Source organism: Cohnella sp. AR92, assembly GCF_003990975.1.
Classification (GTDB): domain Bacteria; phylum Bacillota; class Bacilli; order Paenibacillales; family Paenibacillaceae; genus Cohnella.
In genome coordinates, this window is record NZ_RZJR01000001.1 from 139,225 (window position 1) to 154,180 (window position 14,956).

The window sequence follows — 14,956 nt, forward strand, 5'->3', positions numbered from 1 at the left end:
ACCAACGTCTTAGTCACCCTCGCAAGTTATGAATGGCTCTCTTGCAGCGTCCCCATCATCGCATAGAAATATTTAGGGTCGCCTGAAGCGAAGTAGTTATACCAAGCTTCCAGCGTCTCTTCCGCAAACAGGTCCAGCAGCGCGATAACCTCGCGCGCTAATTCTAGCGCGCCGGCTGAACCGGTTGTAATCAGATTGCCATCGACAACGATTTTCTCGTCCTTATATCGAGCGGCGCCTTTGTACGAGGGGCTAAAGAAGTTCAAATACTCCAGACTGTTGCTCGTATGCTGACGATCATCCAGCAACCCCACATCCGCAAGCGCAAGCGTTGCTCCGCATATGGCTGCAACATTGCCGCCGGCGTTCAGCAGTTGCTTTGCCTTTTCTAGGATTGGCCCGTTCGCGGGATCCTTCCAATTATCGGCCCCCGGCAAAAGCAGAATCGCGGATGTCTCATGTTTGATCTCATCGACTGTCAGATCCGGCACGATCGTTAATCCGCCCTTCGTCGTGATAGGACGATTGGAAGCCCCGACTGTACGCACGGGAAGACGACTCCCCCGATTTTTGAAATATTGACCGGAGTTGAGCTCCGCAGTCACAAAGCCAAGCTCCCAATCCGCCATCGTATCCAGTACGTAAACATAAGCGTATCTCATAAGTTCCTCCTTGGTTATCAATAAGAATAATGGATAGGGATAAATCGCCTCAGTTCATGGGCCAGAAGTTCGGGTTGCTCCAGCGCTGCAAAATGACCGCCGCGGGGCATCCTGTTATAGCTTCGCACATGTACCGAACGTTCGGCCCAACTTGCGGGGAACTGGATTTCGCGCGGGAAGAGCGCGATGCTTGCCGGTACTCTGCGTATCGCTGTCTTCGGCGGATCGCGATCTTCGTTCGTTTGATTGGCCAATGCCATTAACCGATACATGCGCGCGGCAGATCCGGCTGTCTCGGTCAGCCAATAGATCATGATATTCGTGAGAAGTTCCTCCCTGCCGCCAAAGGCAACATCTACGGTCTCGTCGCCAGCCCCCGAACGGATCATGCTAATGATCCAAGACGCCAAGCCGACCGGCGAATCGTTAAGCGAATAGGCAAGCGTCTGCGGTTTGGTCGCTTGCAGCTTCAGATAGGCGCCTTCTGACTGAACCCAAGCCTGCGTGTCTAACATAAACTGCCGATCGGCAGAGGACACCTCCGTCATATCCTCCCTTCCGGTTGGATAACCGGCGTCCGTCAACAAGATCGCTCTCACAACGTCGGAGTGATGGGTGGATAGCATGGTCACGATTCCAGTGCCGATGTCCCCGCCGCAAGCCGCGAAGCCTTCGTATCCGAGCGTTTCTGTCATCAGCTTGGCAAACAAGCGGGCGACTCGCTTCGGTGTTGTGGTTCTGCGATCCGAGAATCCAAAGCCGGGAATCGAAGGCACGACAAGATCGAAGGAGTCGGATAACAACGGGATCATCTTGTGATATCGGTAGAAGCTGTCGGGCCAACCATGAACGAGCAATAGCGGCACCGCATTTGGATTTTCGCTTTGAACATGCACGTAATGGAGGGTCGTTCCCTCAATAGCAGTCTTGTATTGCGGTAAGGCATTTAACCTGGCTTCATGAATGCGCCAGTCATACTGCGTTCGCCAATAATCGATCAGTTCTCTCATATAACCGAGATCCGTACCCATTGACCAGTCTGCGCCGGCCTCTTCATCGGGCCACCGGGTACGATGCAACCGCGCTCTTAAGTCTTCAAGATCGGATTGCGGAACCTCGATTTTGAATGGAGCAATGATAGCCAATCTCCCCTTCCAACTACAGAATGTAAGCTGCTCTCCGCATTGTAAGGGGACGAACGGGAAGCCGTATTGTATATTTTTTCCTCGAATCTAGCTGGTGAGTGGGATGTGATTGGGGTGAAGGCTTTCGATAGCGCGATACTCGGTCGGAGTGAGGCCGGAGAAGGACTGAAATTCTTTTATGAAATGAGACTGATCATAATAATCGCAAGACATGGCAAGATCGGCCCAATCGATCTGTTTGCTCTGTCTGATTAGACGTACCGCCTGTTGAAAACGCATTAAACGACTGAACCGTTTGGGTGTTAGCCCCACTTCATCCTTAAAGATTTGAATGAATCGTTTGGCGCTCATGTTAACCTGTTCGACTAGGTTCGTAATGGATTCGGATTGTTGCGGCTGCTGCAACGAGGCAATCGCAAACGGAACGGCTGAATGCGATGGCCTTGACCAATCGCTTCGCAATAGAAAGTATTTCTCAAGGATACGGAACCGATCTTCTACCGAGTTGGAATAAAGCAGCTCATCGCGCAGATCCGTAGCCGCTATCCCCCATAAATCATCCAGCGAGACATGCGTATCCTTTAACTTAATAGAAGGCAGCTTTAGAAGCGGACCTGCGCTGCCGGGCTTGAGATGGACGCCAATCATAGACCGCTCGCTGGAGGAATCCGTTATATAATAATCGGTCTGAGGCCCGCTAATCACGGAAGATGCCAGTGTCGTTTCGCTGTCATATCGATTATGTATACGGGTTTTACGATCGCGCAGATCAATGACAAGATCGATCGAGCCGTCCGGCAGGGTGAGTCTTCTAGAGTGCGGCGGATTCGTTCCGGTATAGGACCAGAAGTATGCGATGAGAGAAGACAAAGGAGGTTGGGGGAGATAGGTCCGAAACGGCATTGCTGTTCAGTCCTTTCTGTCTCATTGTTTCTTCGGTTGACCGTCTGCAGGATTGTTGTCGGTAGCGGCGAAGGTCTTCTATCCAAGTCTAACACAGTTCCCGATTGGAAAATGATATGATGGAACAGACTAGTACCATTTCTCTATAAGGAGCAAAAAACGTTGAAATTCATAAACAGCACGATCGCAGAAGTCTCGACCGAGGCCTTGTGGCAAGCTTGGGCGGATGTTCCTTCATGGCCGCAATGGGACCGAGAGATTGTCGAGGCGAAGCTGGAGGGGCCCTTCGCCGTAGGCGTATCCGGGGGAATGAAGTCGGCGAAGGGGGGCGTCTGGTCGAAGTTTCGGATCGTCGGCATCGATAAGGCCAAAGGCTATTCCTGCATCGTTCCGCTGCCCGGCGGTCGCCTTACGTTCAACAGGAGCTTCGAGAAGCTGAACACCGGGGCTTTGCGGATTACTCACGAACTTGATTTTACCGGATTGTTGGGCTGGTTGTACGCCTTTATCATAGGACGGCCAACGAACAAGATCTATCCGGAGATGCTGCAGACGTTCGTCGAACTCGTGCAGGAACGGGACCGGAAGGACGGGCTCCCTTCGTAGGATCAGAAACTAGGTAGGATCAGAAATTTGCCAAAACGATTTTACCAATCGTCCGTCCGCTTTCCAGCTTACGCTGAAAATCGATTCAATGGCTAACGTAAGTACGCATATTTTTATGGGATAATATGGGGAATCAAACCATTGGTGGAGAAGGCGAAAGAGGGGACCCTCTTTTGCCTTTTTTTTCTAATGCCTATTTACATGTTGTAGTGACTTAGTGTACTATTTCATTAGTGCACTGGTCTTTTGATTAATTTCTCGTAAAAGGGTGAAGCGGATATGAGGCAGTGGCCAGCTTTGTTCATTAAGGACTTTAAGTTAACAAGAGCCGTGTTCTTTATCGGACTCGTCATGAACGTATGTATTGCAGTGCTGACGATATTCTTGGAGAGGGCAGCGGAAGATTCATTGCTCATGTTCGTTCCTTTAGCGATTGCCGTTGCCCTACATGTGGTTTACGTTCCTCTTATCGTAGTTATGGGGTTAAAGTCGGAGGGCAACCATTTGCACCTATGGCTGAATAATCCCCAATCGGCTTCTAGATTGTTGCTGAGTAAAATAGCGAACGGTTTGATGATGACGGTAATTTCATTAGCCTTGCTATATGCATTGTCCAGACTGCTGATCGAACCTAAGTTCAGCTTGATTGAGCCGTATTGGACGGATACTTGGAGAATGGGCTGGTTCGTCTTTCCGCACATTATCTGGATATCCATTATGCTTGGCGCATGGGTGATGGCTCTTTGGGCCCTGTACCAATACCTCAAGCTGAGAATCGGGCGTTGGAGCTGGGCAGCGGTTGCTGGCGCGGCTGTCATTACCGAAGGCCTTAATGCTCTGTTTAAAACCTCTGATCTGTATCGGATCGTTGCGGAATGGGGCGGCATTACTTATAAATTCCCCTCGGTATTGACAGATCCTATACAAACCTACGCAGGAGGGTATGTATACGACCTCATCCTTATCGTCGGATTATTCATATTAACCGCGTGGCTCGTGGACAACAAAGTCGAGGGATAACGATGGATGAATTTAATGCTTCAAAGCCGATCTACTTGCAATTGGCGGATCGCATACACCGACAAATTATAAGCGGGGAGTTGAAAGCAGGAGAGAAGCTTCCCTCCATCCGCGATATGGGGATCAAATACAACATGAATCCCAATACCGTTCAACGCACATACAGCGAGTTGGAGCGCGAAGGGATCTTGGAAACGAGAAGAGGCCAAGGCACGTTCGTTTCGGAGCGGCAAGAACGCTTGGTTCAACAGCGTGAAAAGTTAAAACACGAACAAATCGAGCAATTCGTTCATGTCATGCAAGAAATGGGATACAGCTCAGCGGAGATTCTATCGGGGCTGGAAGAATATCTGAACAATGTCGAGAAAGGCGATGAGTAACGTGATCCGGATGACAGGCGTTACAAAAAAATATATAAACCAGACTGCGCTTAAGGACATCTCACTGACGGTTCCTATAGGCAAAATCATTGGCGTTATAGGCGGCAACGGCAGCGGGAAGTCAACGTTATTGAAGCTAATGTCGGGACTTTCGCTGCCTACGAGCGGCAGCGTGACGGTAAACGGAGAGGCGGCCAATCGAAGAACCGGCAAAGTCGTTTCGTATTCCTCTGAATTGGGCTCCTTTTATCCTATTTTCACGGTAAGGGAAGCGATACGGTTCCAGGCGTCGCAGTTTGCTGACTTCAACCTTGCTAAAGCGGACGAAATCATGAAGCTTATGCGATTGGATCCGCAAATGAAAATCAAAGCTCTCTCGAAAGGAAATCGCGGCCGATTGCAAATCGTGCTCGCTTTGGCCAGGGAAGTACCCTACATTCTGATGGATGAACCCTTATCCGGGCTAGATCCGATGGTACGCGAGACTATCGTGAAAGGTTTGATCTCCTATGTTGACTTGAATGCTCAAACCTTAATCATGACTAGCCATGAGGTTGCGGAAATCGAAAGCTTAATAGACGGTTTCATTGCGCTTAAAGACGGTTCGCTGCTTAAGATGGCCGACGTGGAGGAATTGCATGAAACAGAGTCTCTTCGCATCGCGGATTGGATGAAGAAGGCTTATATCTAGGGGAGAGGGATGATGAACGTGACGGAGCATTTCCAAGGAGGAACAGCCCGGAAGGTCTCGTTATTGCGTCTTTATATACTGAGGGCAGGGTATCTTGTTGTCGTCGTGGGGCTCGGTATACAGATATGGCCTGAAGTCATCAACCGGTCGGGGTCATGGGAATTGATGGAGGGGGTGGTGCAATGCATGCTGCTCGCCTTCTGGGCGCTATGCGTCCTCGGGTTGCGGTATCCCCTGCAGATGCTGCCTGTACTTCTGTGGGAATTGGCGTGGAAGTCGCTCTGGCTGATCGTCGTTGCCCTCCCGATTTGGACATCCGGTCACATGGACGATCCGACTATGGAGATGGCTATTTCTATCTTATGGGTTGTCATATTCCCCTTCGTCATTCCTTGGCGTTTCGTGATTGCAAACTATGTGAAGAAGCGCGGGGATCAATTTCTAAACAAGCGTTCAAGCCGAATGTACTCTGAATGGAATAGACAGGCAGGTCCATAATAGATAGAATACAACCTAGCCTCGAGGAAATAATTCGGTGTTACTTATAATAAAGGGGTTTGTCTATGAGTGAGCAAGGCTTTAAAGACTATAAGTTAAGCGAGGAAATTACTCGTTCTTTGGAAAGCTTGGGTTATCAACAACCGACGGAAGTTCAAAGCAAGGTGATCCCCGTCGCGATTGAGCGTAAGGATATGACCGTCAAGTCCCATACGGGAAGCGGGAAGACCGCGGCTTATGGCATTCCGATCTGCGAGATGTTGGAATGGGATGAGAATCGGCCGCAGGCCCTGATCTTAACGCCGACTCGCGAGCTTGCCGATCAAGTGAAGCAGGATATCATGAATATCGGCCGATACAAAAGAATAAAAGCGACCGCTATTTATGGGAAGCAGCCTTTCTCCAGGCAGAAGGTGCAGCTGCAGCAGAGAAATCATGTCATCGTAGGCACGCCGGGGCGGTTAATCGATCATATCGAGAAGCAGACGATCGATCTCGAACAAATCAAGTTTCTTGTAATTGATGAAGCCGATGAGATGCTGAATATGGGTTTTATCGAGCATGTGGAGACGATTATCCGCGAGCTTCCTCAGGATCGCGTGACGATGTTGTTCTCGGCGACCTTGCCCAAGGACGTAGAGAATTTATGCCACAAGTACATGAATCATCCGTTGGACATAGAGGTTAAGACCGAGGCTAGAACGACAAGCCAAATCGAGCATTCGATTTTTTCGGTCAGGGACGAGAACAAACTTAAACTGCTCCGGGACGTCACTATCGTCGAGAATCCGGATAGCTGCATTATTTTCTGCCGGACGCAGATCAGAGTTGAAGTCGTTTTCAAAGAATTAAACAAGCACGGATATCCCTGCGGCAGAATCCATGGGGGAATGGAGCAAGACGATCGCTCGGGGATCATGAACGCTTTCAAACAAGGGGAATTCCGCTATTTGATCGCGACGGATGTAGCTGCGAGAGGGATCGATATCGAGAACATCAGCCATGTCATCAACTACGATTTTCCGCAAGAAAACGAAAGCTATGTCCACCGAACCGGCCGAACGGGTAGGGCCGGACATTCGGGGAAAGCGATCTCCTTCGCCACGCCGACCGAAGAGAAATTCGTGGCGGGCGTCGAGCGATATATCGGGTTCGAGATTCCCAAGAGAAACAATCCTTCCAAAGAAGCGATCGCTCGCAACAGCCCCGCCTTCGAAGCGAAGATAAGCCGGCGAACCGTCAAGAAGGATAAGGGTTCCGCATCGAATAAGGAAGTGATGAAGCTTTACTTTAACGGGGGGAAGAAAAAGAAGCTTCGGGCGGTAGACTTCGTCGGCACGATCGCGAAGCTCGAAGGGGTAACGGCGGATGACATCGGGATCATCACGATCGAGGATAACGCCTCCTATGTGGATATTCTGAATGGCAAAGGACGCCTCGTTCTTGATATGATGAAGGATACGACTGTCAAAGGCAAGCTGTTGAAGGTACATGAGGCGAACCGGAAATAATAAGACGCAGAAGGCACTTCGAAGATACCGTGTCGGTGATGAAGGATTATCGGAATGAAGTGACCAAGATCGAGGTGTGTTTGGTCGAAGACCCCGTTCATCGGGAAATTTACGAGACGTACATCATCAACGAGTATAAGGCAAATAACGCAAAAATGCCTCTAATCCGCGCTTTGCGGAATAGAGGCATTTTATATAAGTGTCAACCTTAGGGTTAGGAGCCGTTTACGCGAACGAACGTCTCGTCGTAAACCACCAACCTCCGGCAAACAGCAGGCATGCCGCACCGAAGGTCAATCCGAAGCCTTGCAGAAGGGAATCGTTGGAGAGCAATGTCTGAAGTCCATCGGTAAGTTTGCTCCGAAGGGCAGCGATCGAGGTGAAGACGGGGATCGCGGCAATGAGGACCGCCCAGATCGTCCAGCCCGCGGCATGGCGAAGTCCGGAGAACAGCAGGTTCAACAGCGCAAGCAGCAACAGGTAGGCACCGAATTGGTACCCGAACATGCCGCCGAAGCCGAATTGATCCCAGTGGAAAATTTCGAGAATGTTAAACGTATGCTCATAGCTGCGAATGACGTCTTTCTCCAGCTGGAGCCAAGCGATGTTGAAGATGGCGAAGACGGCTGCCGACACCGCATAGACGAACAGGACGCCAACATAGTACTCTTTCCGGGTTGCGCCTAAATAAATTAACCGTTTGAAGAAGCTTACGGGAAGGACGCTGCCCACGAAGATCAGGAACACATCGAGCAAATTACCCGCCGACACGGAAGAGTTCTCCCCGTTACCCATCGCGAGACTTATGATGAGGTCCGTTATAACGCTGACGGCTAGTACGCCTACGATAATCCACAAATAAAGCCTAAGTTGCAGAAACGTTGCCTTCAACAGCACGGTCGTTTTATCCAATTCGCTGTCCCCCTTCGATCAGGTAGGAGAAGAACTTCTGAAGCGGCAGGCTATCGATCGTGATGCCGCGATTGCGAGCGAGCTGTCGGTCCTTCTCCTCCAGCGTTCCATATACGGCAGCCAGCAAGCTATTGCCATAAGTCTCTTGATAGATGACCTTCCTGCCGTAGGTAAAGCTCTCTACGGATGCCCGGTCCCCGCTTAACAAATGAGACTGGCTTCGGATGCTGTCTACCGTGTCGTGCATCTGAATGGAACCGTTATCGATGATATAAGCCTGTTCAACGACCGTCGCGATCTCGTCTATCAGATGGGTCGAGCACAGAATCGTACGAGGATGCTTCGCATGATCCTCGACCAGAACGCGGTAGAACCTCTCTCGCATGAGCACATCAAGGCCAAGGACCGGTTCGTCGTAAATCGTAAGCTGCGCGCGGCTCGCCAGACCGATGACATTCCCGACCAGCGACTCCATTCCTCTGGAGAGCTGGCGAATCTTTTTGTTCGGGTTGAGATTGAAGATCCTAAGCAGTTCGTGGGCGAATGGCCAATCCCAATTCTTGTGGAACACCGACGAGAGCTGCAGGATCTCGATAACCTTCGCGCCGCCGAAGAACAGATTCTTCTCTCGAATATAGCAGACGTCCTTCGGCGTCTCTCCTCTCTTAAGCGGGGAACCGTTAAGTTCGATTTGACCGTAACTGGGGAATAAGCTTCCGGTTATCATGTTGAGTAAGGTGGTTTTGCCGGCGCCGTTGCGGCCGAGAAGCCCATATATGGTGTTCTCGTTCAACCTCATCTCGAGATTCTGGACGGCATCGTGCTTGCCATAGCTCTTCGATAAATTCGTGCAAGACAGAATGGTGCTCATGTCCGATCATCTCCCCCTTGTGATAAAGCGGCCCTTAGCGATCCCGAACGCGCGGCCCCGCTACAATTCGCATAAGAATATCGGCATCCGGCATTTGATGATCCTCATCCATGGGCATGTTGAACGTAATCAATGCGGATAGCATGGTCAGGAAGGCGGATATGAGCTTGCGGGTATCGCCTTGCGCGAAATCTCCTGTCCGCTGCCCTTCCTCGAACAGAGGAAGCAGCTGCTCGATATAGCTCTTCGCGGAGAATTGTTGCAGCAGTTGCTTAACTTCGCCCGGTGTATCTTCCTCCGTATTGCCATGCTGAATCAGCTTGAATGGATACTGCACGCTCTCCTCTTGCAGAATGCTTGCGGTAAAGGCGCGGAGTTTGTCAAAGGGAGAACCGGGAAGATCGTAGATCCTCCCCATTGCCTGGGTCGTTTCCTCGGCAACCTGCCGAATCAAGGTAATGAACAGTTCCTCCTTCGATTCGAAGAAGCGGTAGAGCTGGCCCGCGCTCAGTTCGGCTTCTTCGGCGATCATGCTCATCTTGGCTCCGTGCAAGCCGCGTACGGCAAATACCTTTAGGGCTGCTTCTGCGATTCGCTGCCTCTGGGTTTCTCGCCGTTTGATCAATTGCTCTTCGGATAAGGGTGTCAACGGTTAGCGCTCCTTCGTGGGAGAAATAGTTGGAAAAGGATCATGATGAATGCATAAGCTGGTCCAAGGTGGCGAAGGCGGCTCCCTCGAATGAGGGGATCGCTCGGGACAGTCGCTCGACCAGCGGCCGATCCGACTCCTCGATCCAGCGGTCCAGCCATTGCTTCGCTTCGCCGGAGCCGCCTGCAGCCATAAGGTCTGCGACCCTATCCGCATGGAACAATTCCTGCGGGGATAGGAACAGGGAGTTGATCAGCCAATATAACCCTAGAATTTCGTGATTGGCATTTTCCGTAGACCATTTGAGAATATGGTCGAAGTAGTTCTGGGCGAACGTTACGCCTTGAAGCGGCTGCGCGCCGGAATGTTCAACGCCTCTCCAACGCAGGTCGGACACGACGTTCAGCCACCAGGCAACCTCTATGTTATCCTGCAGCCGCTGAAGGGTTTCAAGCTCGAATCGCGGCCGGGGCTGCTCCAACTGTCGCCGGATACATTCTTCAAGGACCTCCGCTTCGATTGCCGCGAGCGTCATTCCTTGACCGTAAACAGGATCAAGCTGGCAGAAGGCGTCTCCCATGACCAGCAGTCCGGACGGCCATTGCGGCATCTGTTCGAAATGCTGCCTGGACAGTTCCAGTACCCTAAACCCGCGCGGCTGCCCGATCGGTTCCAGTCCTCTCAATGCGTCATTCAGCAGCGGGTTCCCCAATTGGCGAATTTCCTGTTCGAATAGCGCCGGTTCCGTGGAAGGGTACCTGCCATTTAAATTCCAGAGTACCATCTCGGCAACGTCGTTTTCAATGATCGAGAAAGCTCCCGCATGCGTCGCCGCAAAGGGATCGCCTTCGATGCGGATCGTATCCAGTTCGTCCTTGCGCCCGGCGGGGATGCGGTATCGACGAGTGCTGTAACCGAGATCTATCTTTAATCGCTCGGGCCGCGGGACCTGGTATCCGAGCTCATTGAGCCATTGAACGGCCTTGGAGAAGCGTCCGCTCGCGTCGACGATCAGGTCCGCCGTCATCATGGAACGTTTGCGATCGCCCGATACGCGCTCCCTGAGTACGATGCCGGTTACCCGAGAGCGGTCTTCGGACGTTTGAAGGTGGGTCACGTCGTTCATGCCAAGCAAGCGAATATTTGTCGTTCTCTGGATGTAGCCCCGTATGACCCATTCGAACAGGGCTCTGCTGAAAGTAGCATCGTGACTTTGTTCGACGGTGGTCATCGAGCCGTAGGGGTTGTGAAGATGTGCCTTCGTTCCGCGAGCGGGATGAGCGCCGTGTCGGATTAACTCATCGATAAGGCCGGGGAACATCCGGTTTAGAATCAATCGGCTGCGAGGCGTGAAGCGATGAGGCTGATAGGCCTGAGGCGTTCCGGGGCGGTTCTCGGGCTCCCGAGGAAAGGCATCCCGGTCCACGATCACAACCTCGCCATAAAATCCCGACAACACCTTCGCTGCCAGCAGTCCGGCGATACCCCCGCCAATAATAATCGCTCGTTCCGTGTTCATGAAGTCATCCCTCCATAATCCGCATGCTTATTTTAAGAATGAACCGTTCATTCTCAAAATAACCGATCCAATCCGATCTGTCAATTATTTCTATAAATTCTGCGCGCGGATTTAAATCCAAAATTAGGTTATAAACCATTTGACTTCCAGAAACCCACCGTGGTACATTGTGTATGCACAACATACACAATCTGATGAGGAGGTACGGTATGCTGGCAATAGACATTCGAAACTTAAATAAGAAATACCCCAACTTTCAGCTGAGAGACGTATCGTTTCAACTGGAGAAGGGATATATTATGGGATTTATCGGCGCCAATGGCGCAGGGAAGACAACCACGATCCGATCCATCTTGAATATGATTCATATCGATAGCGGCGAGGTGCGCATTCTGGGCAAGAACGTCGCCGAACACGAGATCGAATTAAAGCAAGAAATCGGCTATGCATTCGGCGGGTTTGAATTCTATACGCGAAGCAAGATCAAGACGTTAACCGATGTCATAAAGAAGTTCTACGCGAATTGGAATGAGGAGACCTATCACAGCTATTTAAGAAGATTTAAATTAGATGAGAATAAGAAGGTTGCGGAACTGTCAACGGGCATGAAGGTCAAGTATAGCTTAGCCCTTGCTTTATCTCATGGCGCGAAGCTTGTCATCCTGGATGAACCGACTAGCGGACTCGACCCGGTCGCAAGGGACGATCTGCTCGATATTTTCCAAGAGCTCGTCCTCGACGGAGAGATCAGCATTCTCTTCTCGACTCACATTACATCCGATCTGGAGAAATGCGCCGATTATATTACCTTCATTGACAACGGGCAAATCATCGCCAGCTCGGAGAAGCACGAATTTATGGAAGCCTATCGATTGCTAAGCGGCAGCGAGAGCCAACTGAATCAAGTGAAGGCACAGCTGATTTCCTACAAAATCAATTCATTCGGCTTTACGGGATTGATCCGCGCCAAGGACTTCGATCCCTCTACCAACCTTAAAGCCGCCACGCCGAGTCTCGAGGAGATCATGATCTATTTTGCCAAGAAGGAGGATGCATATGTATAACTTAGTATGGAAGGATCTGAAACTAGGGATAAATCCTGCTTTCTTGTTATTTCCCCTCGTCTTAAACGCCTTGATGCTCATACCGGGTTGGATCTATTTTATCGTCCCGATGTATTTCTGTTGGATTACGATGCCGAACATTTTCGGCGGATTCAGGGCCCAGAACGATTTGATGTTTACCGCGATGATGCCCGTAACCAAGAAGGATATCGTGAAAGCAAGGGTAAGCGTTATTGTTATCATGGAATTGTTGCACCTGGTAACCGCAATGATTTATGGTATCTTTACGCTTCGCTTATACCCGAATCTGACCTATTATTTCTTCGCGCCGCATATGGGCTTCTGGGGATTATGCTTTGTCATGCTCGCGATTTACAACCTCGTATTCATACCCCTGTTTTACAAGACGGCATATAAGTTCGGCGGGGCCATGTGCGCATCCATTACGGCCGCTATGCTTTTTGCCGGAGTTGCCCAATGGGTCGGCATTCAGAGCCCGCGGGTAAATGACATTTTCAATGGTTCCGGGGCTGACCATACGGCGCTTCAACTGTCCCTTCTGATAGCGGGAATTGCGATATTTATCGCCTTCACCCTGATAGCCTATCGGATCGGAGCTAAACGATTCCTTAAAGTGGAGATTCTATGAACGTATCTATCTCGAACCATTCAGACAAACCGATTTATCAGCAGCTTTTCGAACAAATCAGTGCCCAAATCCTGAAAGGCGAGCTGGCAAGCGGCTATTGTTTACCGCCCATTCGGCAAGCCGCCCTTGAGCTCGGCGTTAGCGTCATCACCGTAAAGAAAGCTTGGGAGGAACTCGAACGAAGCGGGTTGATCGATACCGTAACGGGCAAAGGATGTTTTGTAGCCGAATTCTCATCGGATGAGGTGCGCCGAATCCGCGACGAGATGATCCTGAAGCAGATGGAAATCGACACCTTATACTACAAATCGTTTGGCCTCACCCTGGATGAAGTGATTGAATTGCTGAGAAAAAGTTATTAGCGCATTGGAGTTGAATCGTCATAAAAGGGCTGCTACAGTGCTTCCCTGGATTTACTATTCGCTTCGTCATGCTATAAGGAGAAGGGAGGCGAGGACGGTGGAACTGACTTATCTGAGAACCTTTCGCGAAGTGGCGAAATGGGGAAGCTACACGAGAGCCGCGGAAATGCTGGGGTATGCCCAGTCCAGCGTAACGACGCAAATTCAGAAACTAGAGGAATCCTATGGCGTGGTCCTCTTGGAACGATACGGAAGAGCGATGAAGCTGACAATGGCCGGCGAAACGCTCCTTCAATACGCTAACGATATACACCGATTGCATGAAGAGTCCAAGGAAGCTGTCTCCAAGCAGTCCAAGGGGACGCTCTCCATAGGAACGATCGAGACGTTGGCGGCTTTCTATCTTCCGTCGCGCCTTAAGGCTTATCGTCATCAATATCCAGAGGTTACCGTGGCTATTCAACCGGGGAATGAACCCTTTATTATCGAATCGGTCAAAGAAGGCGCTTTGGATATCGGCATTATTCTGGACCCCCCGTTCTCGGACCCTGAGCTGGAGTGCCGTATTCTGAGGGAAGAACCATTGGTTATCATTGCTAGCCCTGACCACAAACTTGCCGGACACAGTGAAGTCCATGCGGGAGATCTAGAGAAGGAATCCTTGATCATGACGGAGGACGGCTGCACTTACCGCGCGATGCTGCTTAAGGTGTTGAAGGGAAATCAAGTCAGCTACAATCTCGCTTACGAGTTCGGGAATTTGGAAGCAATCAAACAGTGCGTGACCTACGGTCTTGGCATTGCCCTTCTGCCCCGAATCACGGTTGCCGAAGAGCTTAGCAAAGGACAACTCGCAGCGATTCCTTTCGTCCATGAAGAGTGCAGGTTCTATACGCAATTGATCTACTCCAAGAGAAAATGGAAAGCGAAGGCCTTCGAGGGCTTCTTAGAGCTTATAAGCGGCGCCAATTATCAAAATGATTGAAGAATACTATAGATTTCTATCGATAACTCCAATGTCGAGAGTCGTGCTATATTGATGGCAAGAAAACGACAATCCTTGGAGGCTGCTAAAAATGACCACTCAGACCCGCTTCTCTCTCGTACTTGAGACGCCTGCCGCATCGCCGGAGCAAACGCATCGACACTACATGAACAAGCTTTCAGTCGAGACGGACGTGTCGGACGTGAAGTACGACATGCAGCATGGGCTTAACGACTTCTTGCTCCTAGACGTGCGCAGTTCCCAGGCTTATGGCGAGTGCCACGTACCGGGAGCGATTAACCTTCCTTCCAACCAGATCAACGCCGAAACGACCGCGGCATTTGGCAAAGACCGGCTGATCGTCGTCTATTGCTGGGGACCCGCTTGCAACGGCGGTACCAAAGGAGCCGCCCGTCTATCCGCTCTCGGTTTCCAGGTGAAAGAGATGCTTGGAGGCATCGAGTATTGGCGCAGAGAAGGCAACGAAGTGGAAGGCACATCGGGTCATTCGGCTTGCATGAACGGTTAA

The 14,956-nt window shown here is 50.8% G+C and carries 18 protein-coding genes and 1 pseudogene; 12 read left to right on the forward strand and 7 right to left on the reverse strand.

Annotation, left to right across the window (positions count from 1 at the left end; all coding sequences use genetic code 11):
- Positions 1 to 26: 26 nt before the first annotated feature.
- The 3 genes from ELR57_RS00635 to ELR57_RS00645 all read right to left on the reverse strand — a co-directional run bounded on the left by ELR57_RS00635 (position 27) and on the right by ELR57_RS00645 (position 2,710).
- Positions 27 to 662, reverse strand: a complete 636-nt coding sequence (locus ELR57_RS00635) for a DJ-1/PfpI family protein (protein ID WP_126956214.1) — start codon at positions 660 to 662, stop codon at positions 27 to 29.
- A gap of 17 nt (positions 663 to 679) precedes the next feature.
- Positions 680 to 1,807, reverse strand: a complete 1,128-nt coding sequence (locus tag ELR57_RS00640; RefSeq protein WP_202866389.1) for an epoxide hydrolase family protein — start codon at positions 1,805 to 1,807, stop codon at positions 680 to 682.
- An 87-nt stretch (positions 1,808 to 1,894) separates the two neighbouring features.
- A complete protein-coding gene (locus ELR57_RS00645; RefSeq protein ID WP_126956216.1) occupies positions 1,895 to 2,710 on the reverse strand; it encodes a helix-turn-helix domain-containing protein in 816 nt (271 codons plus the stop codon).
- Positions 2,711 to 2,872: 162 nt separating this feature from the next.
- Here ELR57_RS00645 and ELR57_RS00650 point away from each other — a divergent pair, with 162 nt between their 5' ends.
- From ELR57_RS00650 to ELR57_RS28175, 7 genes and pseudogenes are all read left to right on the forward strand, one after another.
- The gene (locus ELR57_RS00650; protein ID WP_126956218.1) at positions 2,873 to 3,316 is read left to right on the forward strand and encodes an SRPBCC family protein; all 444 of its coding nucleotides are present in this window, start codon (positions 2,873 to 2,875) and stop codon (positions 3,314 to 3,316) included.
- Positions 3,317 to 3,595: 279 nt separating this feature from the next.
- Positions 3,596 to 4,336 carry a hypothetical protein gene (locus ELR57_RS00655; RefSeq protein ID WP_126956220.1) on the forward strand — a complete coding sequence of 247 codons (741 nt, stop codon included), beginning with the start codon at positions 3,596 to 3,598 and terminating at the stop codon, positions 4,334 to 4,336.
- Positions 4,337 to 4,338: 2 nt separating this feature from the next.
- A complete protein-coding gene (locus ELR57_RS00660) occupies positions 4,339 to 4,716 on the forward strand; it encodes a GntR family transcriptional regulator (protein WP_126956222.1) in 378 nt (125 codons plus the stop codon).
- Positions 4,709 to 5,407, forward strand: coding sequence for an ATP-binding cassette domain-containing protein (locus tag ELR57_RS00665; RefSeq protein WP_126956224.1), 699 nt, complete (start codon positions 4,709 to 4,711; stop codon positions 5,405 to 5,407). The genes ELR57_RS00660 and ELR57_RS00665 overlap by 8 nt, the downstream gene beginning before the upstream one ends.
- 12 nt (positions 5,408 to 5,419) lie before the next feature.
- On the forward strand, positions 5,420 to 5,905 hold the full coding sequence (locus ELR57_RS00670) for a hypothetical protein (protein WP_126956226.1): 486 nt from the start codon (positions 5,420 to 5,422) through the stop codon (positions 5,903 to 5,905).
- Between the two features lie 65 nt (positions 5,906 to 5,970).
- Positions 5,971 to 7,416 carry a DEAD/DEAH box helicase gene (locus ELR57_RS00675; protein ID WP_126956228.1) on the forward strand — a complete coding sequence of 482 codons (1,446 nt, stop codon included), beginning with the start codon at positions 5,971 to 5,973 and terminating at the stop codon, positions 7,414 to 7,416.
- Positions 7,417 to 7,418: 2 nt separating this feature from the next.
- Positions 7,419 to 7,628: pseudogene (locus ELR57_RS28175) on the forward strand (hypothetical protein); the annotation flags it as partial.
- 13 nt (positions 7,629 to 7,641) lie between these two features.
- Here ELR57_RS28175 and ELR57_RS00685 read toward each other — a convergent pair.
- Genes ELR57_RS00685 through ELR57_RS00700 form a run of 4 tightly spaced genes read right to left on the reverse strand, consistent with a single transcriptional unit; the run spans position 7,642 to position 11,367 of the window.
- Positions 7,642 to 8,328, reverse strand: coding sequence for a hypothetical protein (locus tag ELR57_RS00685; RefSeq protein ID WP_126956231.1), 687 nt, complete (start codon positions 8,326 to 8,328; stop codon positions 7,642 to 7,644).
- A complete protein-coding gene (locus tag ELR57_RS00690) occupies positions 8,321 to 9,199 on the reverse strand; it encodes an ATP-binding cassette domain-containing protein (RefSeq protein ID WP_126956233.1) in 879 nt (292 codons plus the stop codon). The genes ELR57_RS00685 and ELR57_RS00690 overlap by 8 nt, the downstream gene beginning before the upstream one ends.
- Before the next feature lie 34 nt (positions 9,200 to 9,233).
- Positions 9,234 to 9,848: a TetR/AcrR family transcriptional regulator gene (locus tag ELR57_RS00695; protein WP_126956235.1), complete on the reverse strand. Its 615-nt coding sequence runs from the start codon at positions 9,846 to 9,848 to the stop codon at positions 9,234 to 9,236.
- 40 nt (positions 9,849 to 9,888) lie between these two features.
- Complete coding sequence (locus ELR57_RS00700; protein WP_126956237.1) at positions 9,889 to 11,367, reverse strand: NAD(P)/FAD-dependent oxidoreductase; 1,479 nt, start codon at positions 11,365 to 11,367, stop codon at positions 9,889 to 9,891.
- Positions 11,368 to 11,576: 209 nt separating this feature from the next.
- On the opposite strand from ELR57_RS00700, the gene ELR57_RS00705 reads away from it, so the two are divergent.
- From ELR57_RS00705 to ELR57_RS00725, 5 genes are all read left to right on the forward strand, one after another.
- Positions 11,577 to 12,431, forward strand: coding sequence for an ABC transporter ATP-binding protein (locus ELR57_RS00705; protein WP_126956239.1), 855 nt, complete (start codon positions 11,577 to 11,579; stop codon positions 12,429 to 12,431).
- Positions 12,424 to 13,080 carry an ABC-2 transporter permease gene (locus tag ELR57_RS00710; RefSeq protein ID WP_126956242.1) on the forward strand — a complete coding sequence of 219 codons (657 nt, stop codon included), beginning with the start codon at positions 12,424 to 12,426 and terminating at the stop codon, positions 13,078 to 13,080. Before ELR57_RS00705 ends, ELR57_RS00710 begins: the two co-directional genes overlap by 8 nt.
- Positions 13,077 to 13,442, forward strand: a complete 366-nt coding sequence (locus ELR57_RS00715) for a GntR family transcriptional regulator (RefSeq protein WP_126956244.1) — start codon at positions 13,077 to 13,079, stop codon at positions 13,440 to 13,442. Before ELR57_RS00710 ends, ELR57_RS00715 begins: the two co-directional genes overlap by 4 nt.
- A gap of 97 nt (positions 13,443 to 13,539) precedes the next feature.
- On the forward strand, positions 13,540 to 14,427 hold the full coding sequence (locus tag ELR57_RS00720) for a LysR family transcriptional regulator (RefSeq protein ID WP_126956246.1): 888 nt from the start codon (positions 13,540 to 13,542) through the stop codon (positions 14,425 to 14,427).
- Positions 14,428 to 14,518: 91 nt separating this feature from the next.
- Positions 14,519 to 14,956: a rhodanese-like domain-containing protein gene (locus tag ELR57_RS00725; RefSeq protein ID WP_126956248.1), complete on the forward strand. Its 438-nt coding sequence runs from the start codon at positions 14,519 to 14,521 to the stop codon at positions 14,954 to 14,956.

What these genes read in the sequence shown, in the direction of transcription:
- ELR57_RS00635 (WP_126956214.1), bottom strand. Translation starts at nt 662, where the DNA reads ATGAGATACGCTTATGTTTACGTACTGGATACGATGGCGGATTGGGAG.
- ELR57_RS00645 (WP_126956216.1), bottom strand. Translation starts at nt 2,710, where the DNA reads ATGCCGTTTCGGACCTATCTCCCCCAACCTCCTTTGTCTTCTCTCATC.
- ELR57_RS00655 (WP_126956220.1), top strand. Translation starts at nt 3,596, where the DNA reads ATGAGGCAGTGGCCAGCTTTGTTCATTAAGGACTTTAAGTTAACAAGA.
- ELR57_RS00660 (WP_126956222.1), top strand. Translation starts at nt 4,339, where the DNA reads ATGGATGAATTTAATGCTTCAAAGCCGATCTACTTGCAATTGGCGGAT.
- ELR57_RS00665 (WP_126956224.1), top strand. Translation starts at nt 4,709, where the DNA reads ATGAGTAACGTGATCCGGATGACAGGCGTTACAAAAAAATATATAAAC.
- ELR57_RS00670 (WP_126956226.1), top strand. Translation starts at nt 5,420, where the DNA reads ATGAACGTGACGGAGCATTTCCAAGGAGGAACAGCCCGGAAGGTCTCG.
- ELR57_RS00675 (WP_126956228.1), top strand. Translation starts at nt 5,971, where the DNA reads ATGAGTGAGCAAGGCTTTAAAGACTATAAGTTAAGCGAGGAAATTACT.
- ELR57_RS00690 (WP_126956233.1), bottom strand. Translation starts at nt 9,199, where the DNA reads ATGAGCACCATTCTGTCTTGCACGAATTTATCGAAGAGCTATGGCAAG.
- ELR57_RS00700 (WP_126956237.1), bottom strand. Translation starts at nt 11,367, where the DNA reads ATGAACACGGAACGAGCGATTATTATTGGCGGGGGTATCGCCGGACTG.
- ELR57_RS00705 (WP_126956239.1), top strand. Translation starts at nt 11,577, where the DNA reads ATGCTGGCAATAGACATTCGAAACTTAAATAAGAAATACCCCAACTTT.
- ELR57_RS00710 (WP_126956242.1), top strand. Translation starts at nt 12,424, where the DNA reads ATGTATAACTTAGTATGGAAGGATCTGAAACTAGGGATAAATCCTGCT.
- ELR57_RS00715 (WP_126956244.1), top strand. Translation starts at nt 13,077, where the DNA reads ATGAACGTATCTATCTCGAACCATTCAGACAAACCGATTTATCAGCAG.
- ELR57_RS00725 (WP_126956248.1), top strand. Translation starts at nt 14,519, where the DNA reads ATGACCACTCAGACCCGCTTCTCTCTCGTACTTGAGACGCCTGCCGCA.